Source organism: Aestuariivirga sp. (assembly GCF_044239095.1).
GTDB lineage: Bacteria > Pseudomonadota > Alphaproteobacteria > Rhizobiales > Aestuariivirgaceae > Aestuariivirga.
Genome location: NZ_JBIICB010000226.1, coordinates 1 through 7,148, shown reverse-complemented (window position 1 = coordinate 7,148; position 7,148 = coordinate 1). Strand labels below are relative to the sequence as shown.

The window sequence follows — 7,148 nt, the reverse complement described above, 5'->3', positions numbered from 1 at the left end:
GTCCCCGGCGCAGGCGCTGGGCGTTGCCGTGATGGTCGCCGGCGAACCGCGCGACGCGGCGCGAAGCGGTGCTGAGGGCGTGCAGGTCGATGCCGCCTCTGAGGATGTCGCCGCCGCACGCCAGTCCATCGGCAAGGACGGGTTCGTCGGTGCCTATGCGGGCGCCTCGCGCCATGCTGCCATGGAGGCAGCGGAAGCAGGCGCCGACTACATCGCATTCGACCAGAAGGGTCCGTCGCTGGGAGGCGAGCCCATCATCCACTGGTGGGCGGACATGATGGAGATCCCCTGCGTGGCCTTCACGCCGGTGGACGTGGAAGACCTCGACATATTGCTGCCGCAGAAACCAGACTTCATCCGCCCATCCGACGCGATGTGGCAGGGCCCCGATGAGGCACGCCGCATCGTGTCAGCCCTGACGCAACGCCTTGGACCTCGATGAAACACATCGCCGCCGTTCTTGCACTCCTCATTCTCGCAGCGCCCGCAGGGGCAGCAACCATCGAGGACGTCCGCAAGGCCTATGAAGCTGGCGATTTCGCCGTAGCCTTCCAGGACGCAAGGCCGCTGGCCGAGGCCGGCGACATCAAGGCGATGACGCTTCTCGGGCTCATGTACCGGTGGGGAGACGGGATCGACACCGACACCGATGAGGCCATGTTCTGGCTGCGCCGGTCAGCGGAGAAGAACGACGCGGAGGCCCAACTGGCGCTCGGCATGATCTACCTCGACGAGACGGCCGGCCGCTTCGACTATGACGAGGGCGAGAGCCTCCTGCGCCGCGCGGCGGAGGCGGGTCTCGCAGATGCGCAGTTCAACATGGGCCTGCTCAGGGCCGGCGCCTTCGGCAACCCTCCGGAATTCACGCTCGCGGCGGAATGGTTCGCCAAGGCCGCAGCCCAGGACCACGCGGGCGCGATGTATAACCTTGGTGTGCTGCATCTTGAGGGACAGGGCGTCGAGAAAAACGCGGTCGCAGCCGCCAAGCTCCTTGGCGCAGCCGCCGCAAAGGGCAATCCCGACGCGATGCTGGATTATGGCGTGCTGGTGTTCCGCGGCGAGGGCGTGCAGCAGAGCGAGAAGATCGGTGCGCAATGGCTTCTGCTGTCCGCCAAGCGCGGCAACGTCATCGCGCAGAACCGCGTGGCGCGGCTCTTTGCCTTCGGCAAGGGGGTAGAGGCCAATGCCATCGAGGCGATGAAGTGGAACATCCTGGCCACCCGCGGCGGCCGGGGCGACCCGGAGCTTGATACAATGCTGTCCTCCCTGTCAGCAGCCGAAAAGGCCAAGGCGGAGAAACAGGCGGATGCATTCAAGCCGGTCGAAACGAAAGTGAAGTGAGCGCCGGGGCGCCCACGATCAATCGCTTGCGCATGATCTTGCCGTGACAGTGGTTTCCACTCTTGCGGATCATGTTTCAGAGCGTAGGCGGTCAGTTATGGCCAACACCCAATTCTCACCGTCATGCCAGCGAAAGCTGGCATCCCGCTTTTGGTGCAGCACATGCGGAAAGAAAGCGGGACCCCAGCTTTCGCTGGGGTGACGGAAGTGATGATGAGAGGTCTGGAGTGGCGGGCGGTCAGATGAGATCAACACCCATTTCTCACCGTCATGCCAGCGAAAGCTGGCATCCCGCTTTTGGTGCAGCACATGCTGACAAAAAGCGGGACCCCGGCATTCGCTGAGGTGAGAGCATGGTTGGAGCGCACATCTTCCAGTGATCCCAACTAAACGCCCGCCGAACTAAACACCCTTGGCCAGGTCCCGCAGCTTGAACTTCTGGATCTTGCCGGTGCTGGTCTTCGGCAGTTCGGTGAACACGACATGCTTCGGCGCCTTGAAATGGGCCATGCCTTGCCGGCACCAGGTGATGATCTCCTCGGAGGTCGCGGTCCTGCCGGGCTTCAGTTCGACGAAGGCGCACGGCGTCTCACCCCACCTGTCGTCGGGTTTCGCCACCACGGCCGCCGCCTGTACCGCCGGGTGCTTGTAGAGCACGTCCTCCACCTCGATCGAGGAGATGTTCTCGCCGCCTGAAATGATGATGTCCTTGGACCGGTCCTTGAGTTGGATATAGCCGTCAGGATGCAGGACGCCAAGGTCGCCCGAATGGAACCAGCCGCCGCGGAAGGCCTCAGCCGAGGCCTTGAGGTTCTTGAGATAGCCCTTCATCACGATGTTGCCGCGGAACATCACCTCGCCCATGGTCTCGCCATCGGCGGGAACGCGCTGCATCGTCTCCGGGTCCATCACGGTGAGGTCTTCCAGCGCGTGGTAGCGCACGCCCTGTCGGGCCTTCTTCGCCGCCCGTGCGGAGGCGTCGAGCAGATCCCAGTCCCGCTTCCAGTCGTTGACGACGGCAGGCCCGTAGGTTTCGGTGAGGCCATAGAGATGCGTGACATTGAAGCCAGCCTCCGCCATGGCGGCGAGCACCGCTTCAGGCGGCGGGGCGGCGGCTGTGAAGAACTCCACCTTCTGGGTGAGTTCACGCTTTTCGTCAGCCGGCGCATTGAGGATCGTGGACATCACGATGGGCGCACCGCAGAGATGGGTGACACCATGCTCTGCCAGCGCCTCCCAGATCAGCTTCGAGCGGACCCAGCGCAATGTCACATGCGTGCCGCCGACCACCGACAGCGACCACGGAAAGCACCAGCCGTTGCAGTGGAACATCGGCAGCGTCCAGAGATAGACCGGGTGCTTGGGCATGGAGGCGGTGAGCACATTGCCCTGCGCGAGGAGATAGGCGCCGCGATGGTGATAGACGACACCCTTGGGATTGCCCGTGGTGCCGGAGGTGTAGTTGAGCGAAATCGCATCCCACTCGTCAGCGGGCCACAGCCAGTCGAAGCCGGCATCCCCGCTGCCAAGGAACTGCTCGTAGTCGAGCGAGCCTACCGGTTCGCCCTCGACGGCAAACTCAGGGTCGGCATAGTCGATGACGACCGGGCGCGGCCCGTCAACCAGCGCCAGCGCATCCAACGCGAGCTTCGAGAATTCCCTGTCGACGATCAGGATCCTCGTCTCCGCATGCTGCAGCGAGAAGGCGATGGTGGCGGCATCGAGCCGGGTGTTCAGCGTGTTCAGCACCGCTCCCGTCATCGGCACGCCGTAGTGGCATTCCAGCATGGCGGGGGTGTTGGCGAGCAATACGGAGACGGTATCGCCCTTCTTCAGGCCGGCCCTTGCGAGGGAAGACGCCAGCTGGCGGCACCGCGCATAGAACTGCGCATAGCTGGTGCGCTGCCGGCCATGGATGATGGCAGTCTGCTCCGGATAGACGGCAGCCGAGCGCGCCAGGAACGACAATGGCGTGAGGGGCTGGTAGTTGGCGGAATTCTTGTCGAGGTCGATATCGTAGACGGACATCCGGAGCACCCTTCGGCTTTCAGCGCTGGCGCGCATTCCGACCAGGTGAAATCATCTGGTCGAACAGAACGCGCGCAAGATCAATAGCTTGAGCATGATCTTGCCGCAAAAGTGGTCTCCACTTTTGCGGATCATGCTTCAGACTTCTATCTCACTCCTTTGCGCCGTCAAAGCGAAGCCGGACATTGGGCGTTAGGATGACGCGCCGTCATGGCGCCTCGATGGCCCGCCGGAACGCGAGGGTCGCGGGCCTGCTCTCCCACCACCGCGCCAGGGGGCCCGTGGCCCACCAAACGGCGAGCACGATAGCCCAGGCAAGATAGGCATCGACGGCATAGTGCCAGGCGAGATGCACGGAGCCGAGGAAGACGAGCACGAAATGCGCAAGCAGCACCAACCGCACCCAGCGCGCCCAACCGCGGCTCGTCAGCAGGAACAGCAACACCGTGGCGTTGTGCATGCTGGGCATGGCCGATACGCCGCCGAAGGCTGAGGCTTGCTCCCGATGGCTCCACAATATGTCCTGCGTGGTGAGCGCCCATACCGGAACCACCTCGGCCGCGGACCGGAGGTAGGCCATGAGATCCGCATAGGGATCCGGTGAAAGACCCAGCCGGCCCTCGCCGTAGAAGCACGGACCCGCCGAGGAAAAGAGGATGGCAAAGAAGGTGCCGCCGATCATCCAAATCAGCATGAAGGACATATAGTAACGGGTGCGCTCAACTCCGGGCCGCGCGACGAATGCATAGTGGACCCAGAACCCCATCATCACGAAGAACCAGAGATTGTAGTTGAGGTTCACAAGAAAGGTGATGTGGGGATGACCGAGAAGCGGCTGCAGCCACTCCCAGGGCCTCCGGCCAAAATGGATGACGACGTCCCAGCGGTCGAACGTCTCGTCCCATCGGAAGGGCTGAAAGACGGTGATGTTCGCCTTCATCAGGCCGAAGACATAGATGAAGCAGAACAGGCTCACATACATCGGCAGGCCCTTGGCAAGGGACTTCCTGTCGAACAACACGGAAAACACCTTGCTGAACAGCCGCAGTGTGGGGCTCTTCGGCCGCTCATACACCACCATCTCGATGAACTGGTAAGTGACGAGCGCAATGAGGTGCATCGGGAGCGCGGAGATCACGATGGCCAGCAGGACATCAGAGGCGGACCGCGACGACATCCCGGGCACCAGGAAAAGAAGGCTATGAAGCAACAGGAAGAAGCCTCCGGCGATGGCAAGGAATATGCCATGGGCAGCGAAGCTCAACCGCAGGAGCGGTAGAAAACCCGCCGGCGCAGGGGCGGCGTAGACCGTCGCGTCAGGACCATGTGCGTCACGAAGCATGGAGATTCGTCCTTGCCGTCGCCACCGTGTAAGCGAAGCGCAGCTTCGGCGCCAGACTGAGAAATTATGCAAACGATTGTAAATGAATGACTTTTCTGGCATCCCTGTGACGCCATACCAAAAGCTAATGGCGTTGCACTTGCCAGAGCGCGGCCCATGTGCCGATAAGGCCTGATGAACGCTTCGGGAGTCCTGCCCATGAGCCGCTACCACGACACCTATGCCCGCTGGAAAGACGACCCGGCCGCCTTCTGGGCGGAGGCCGCGAAAGACATCGACTGGTTCTCGCCGTGGACCGATGTCTATGCCCGGGTGGACGGGCTTGACCGCTGGTTCGTGGGGGCGGACTGCAACACGTGCTGGAACACCGTCGACCGCCATGTGAAGGCGGGCCATGGCGAGCGCCTGGCGGTGATCTATGACAGTCCGATCACCGGTAGGAAGGCGAAGTTCACCTACAACGATCTGCTCGATGAAGTCGCCACCCTTGCCGCAGCACTCGAAGATCTCGGCATCCGCAAGGGTGACAGGGTCATCCTCTATATGCCAATGATACCCCAGGCGCTGTTCGCCATGCTGGCCTGCGCGAGGCTTGGCGCCATCCATTCGGTGGTGTTCGGCGGCTTCGCGCCGCCCGAACTTGCCACCCGCATCAATGACGCCAAGCCCAAGGCCATTCTTACCGCCTCATGCGGCATCGAGCCGGGACGGGTCATCGCCTACAAGCCGCTGCTTGACCAGGCGCTCGAGATCGCGGCGCACAAGGTGGAATCTTGCGTGGTGTTCCAGCGCGAGCAGGTGACGGCGGAACTCGCCGCCGGGCGCGATCATGACTGGGAAGACATCTGCCGCGTGGCCAAGGGCCTCGGCCGCAAGGCCGATTGCGTAGCGGTGAAGGCCACTGACCCGCTCTATATCCTCTATACGTCCGGCACCACAGGGCAGCCCAAGGGCGTGGTGCGCGACAATGGCGGGCATATGGTGGCGCTCAGGTGGTCGATGGAGAACATCTACGACATCAAGCCCGGCGAAGTGTATTGGGCGGCCTCGGATGTGGGCTGGGTCGTGGGGCACTCCTACATCGTCTATGCGCCGCTGCTGCAGGGCGCCACGACCATCCTCTTCGAGGGAAAGCCCGTCGGCACCCCGGACCCCGGCACCTTCTGGCGCATTGTCGCGGAATATGGCGTCTCCGCCCTGTTCACCGCCCCCACGGCCTTCCGCGCCATCAAGAAGGAAGACCCGGACGGCAACTACATCCGCAAGCATGACCTGAAGTCCCTCAGAACACTGTTCCTTGCAGGTGAGCGCGCGGATCCCGATACGGTGAAATGGGCGGAGGACCATTTGAAGGTGCCCGTCGTCGACCATTGGTGGCAGACCGAGACGGGATGGTCCATCGCGGCGAACCCGGTAGGTCTCGGCATGCTGCCGGTGAAGCATGGCTCGCCCACCGTGGCTATGCCGGGCTATGATGTCCGGGTGCTCGATGAAGGCGGCCACGAAGTGCCGCGCGGCAAGCTGGGCGCCATCTGCGTGAAGCTGCCGCTGCCGCCCTCCTGCCTGCCCACGCTGTGGAACAACGACGAGCGCTTCGCCAAGAGCTATCTCTCGCATTTCCCCGGCTACTACGAGACCGCGGATGCGGGCTTCATGGACGAGGACGGCTACCTCTACATCATGGCCCGCACCGACGACATCATCAACGTCGCGGGACACCGCCTATCGACCGGGGGAATGGAGGAAGTTCTCGCCGGCCACCCCAACGTGGCGGAGACAGCGGTGATCGGCATCGCAGACCAGTTGAAGGGCCAGGTGCCGGTGGGCTTCGTGGTGCTGAAGTCGGGGGTCAGCCGGCCTGCCGCGGAGATCGAGAAGGAATGCGTGGGCAAGGTGCGCGATGAGATCGGCGCCGTCGCAGCCCTCAGGACGGTCGTCGTCGTGCCGCGCCTGCCGAAGACGCGCTCCGGCAAGATCCTGCGCGCCACCATGCGCAAGATCGCCGACAGGGAGGAATTCAAGACCCCCGCGACGATCGACGATCCGGTCATCCTGGACGAGATCCGCAGCGCGCTGGCGGCAAAGGGCATCGGCATCTGACAAGCGTCCCTTCTCCCGTCGCAACGCGATGGGAGAAGGTGCCCGGCAGGGCGGATGAGGGCCTCTCTCCGCGAGTCCCGATGTTGAAGCAGGCCCTCATCCGGCCTTCGGCCACCTTCTCCCATCCTGCGGACGGGAGAAGGGAAAACTGGGAGATGCTTATCCCCTTCTCCCGTCGCGACGCGATGGGAGAAGGTGCCCGGCAGGGCGGATGAAGGCCTCTCTCCACGAGTCCCGATGTTGAAGCAGGCCCTCATCCGGCCTTCGGCCACCTTCTCCCATCCTTCGGACGGGAGAAGGGAAAGCTGTGAGATGTTCATCCCCTTCTCCCGTCGCG

The 7,148-nt window shown here is 63.3% G+C and carries 5 protein-coding genes; 3 read left to right on the top strand and 2 right to left on the bottom strand.

Translation table 11 applies throughout. The features are described 5' to 3' along the window. Positions 1 to 442: thiamine phosphate synthase (locus ACILRA_RS17260; RefSeq protein WP_395663305.1), on the top strand; the 442-nt coding region annotated here is incomplete at its 5' end. After that, the gene (locus tag ACILRA_RS17255; RefSeq protein ID WP_395663304.1) at positions 439 to 1,341 is read left to right on the top strand and encodes a tetratricopeptide repeat protein; all 903 of its coding nucleotides are present in this window, start codon (positions 439 to 441) and stop codon (positions 1,339 to 1,341) included. The genes ACILRA_RS17260 and ACILRA_RS17255, both read left to right, overlap by 4 nt. Positions 1,342 to 1,743: 402 nt before the next feature. On the opposite strand, the gene ACILRA_RS17250 is transcribed toward ACILRA_RS17255, so the two are convergent. Next, positions 1,744 to 3,369: an acyl-CoA synthetase gene (locus tag ACILRA_RS17250; protein WP_395663303.1), complete on the bottom strand. Its 1,626-nt coding sequence runs from the start codon at positions 3,367 to 3,369 to the stop codon at positions 1,744 to 1,746. Positions 3,370 to 3,577: 208 nt separating this feature from the next. Next, entirely contained in the window at positions 3,578 to 4,711 is a 1,134-nt protein-coding gene (locus ACILRA_RS17245; protein ID WP_395663302.1) for a phosphatase PAP2 family protein, read from the bottom strand. Between the two features lie 198 nt (positions 4,712 to 4,909). Between ACILRA_RS17245 and ACILRA_RS17240 the strand changes: the two genes are divergently transcribed. Then, positions 4,910 to 6,811, top strand: coding sequence for a propionyl-CoA synthetase (locus ACILRA_RS17240; protein WP_395663301.1), 1,902 nt, complete (start codon positions 4,910 to 4,912; stop codon positions 6,809 to 6,811). Positions 6,812 to 7,148 lie beyond the last annotated feature (337 nt).

Bases quoted from the DNA above. Each gene is read 5' to 3' on its own strand.
- ACILRA_RS17245 (WP_395663302.1), bottom strand. From the start codon at position 4,711: ATGCTTCGTGACGCACATGGTCCTGACGCGACGGTCTACGCCGCCCCT.
- ACILRA_RS17240 (WP_395663301.1), top strand. From the start codon at position 4,910: ATGAGCCGCTACCACGACACCTATGCCCGCTGGAAAGACGACCCGGCC.
- ACILRA_RS17250 (WP_395663303.1), bottom strand. From the start codon at position 3,369: ATGTCCGTCTACGATATCGACCTCGACAAGAATTCCGCCAACTACCAG.
- ACILRA_RS17255 (WP_395663304.1), top strand. From the start codon at position 439: ATGAAACACATCGCCGCCGTTCTTGCACTCCTCATTCTCGCAGCGCCC.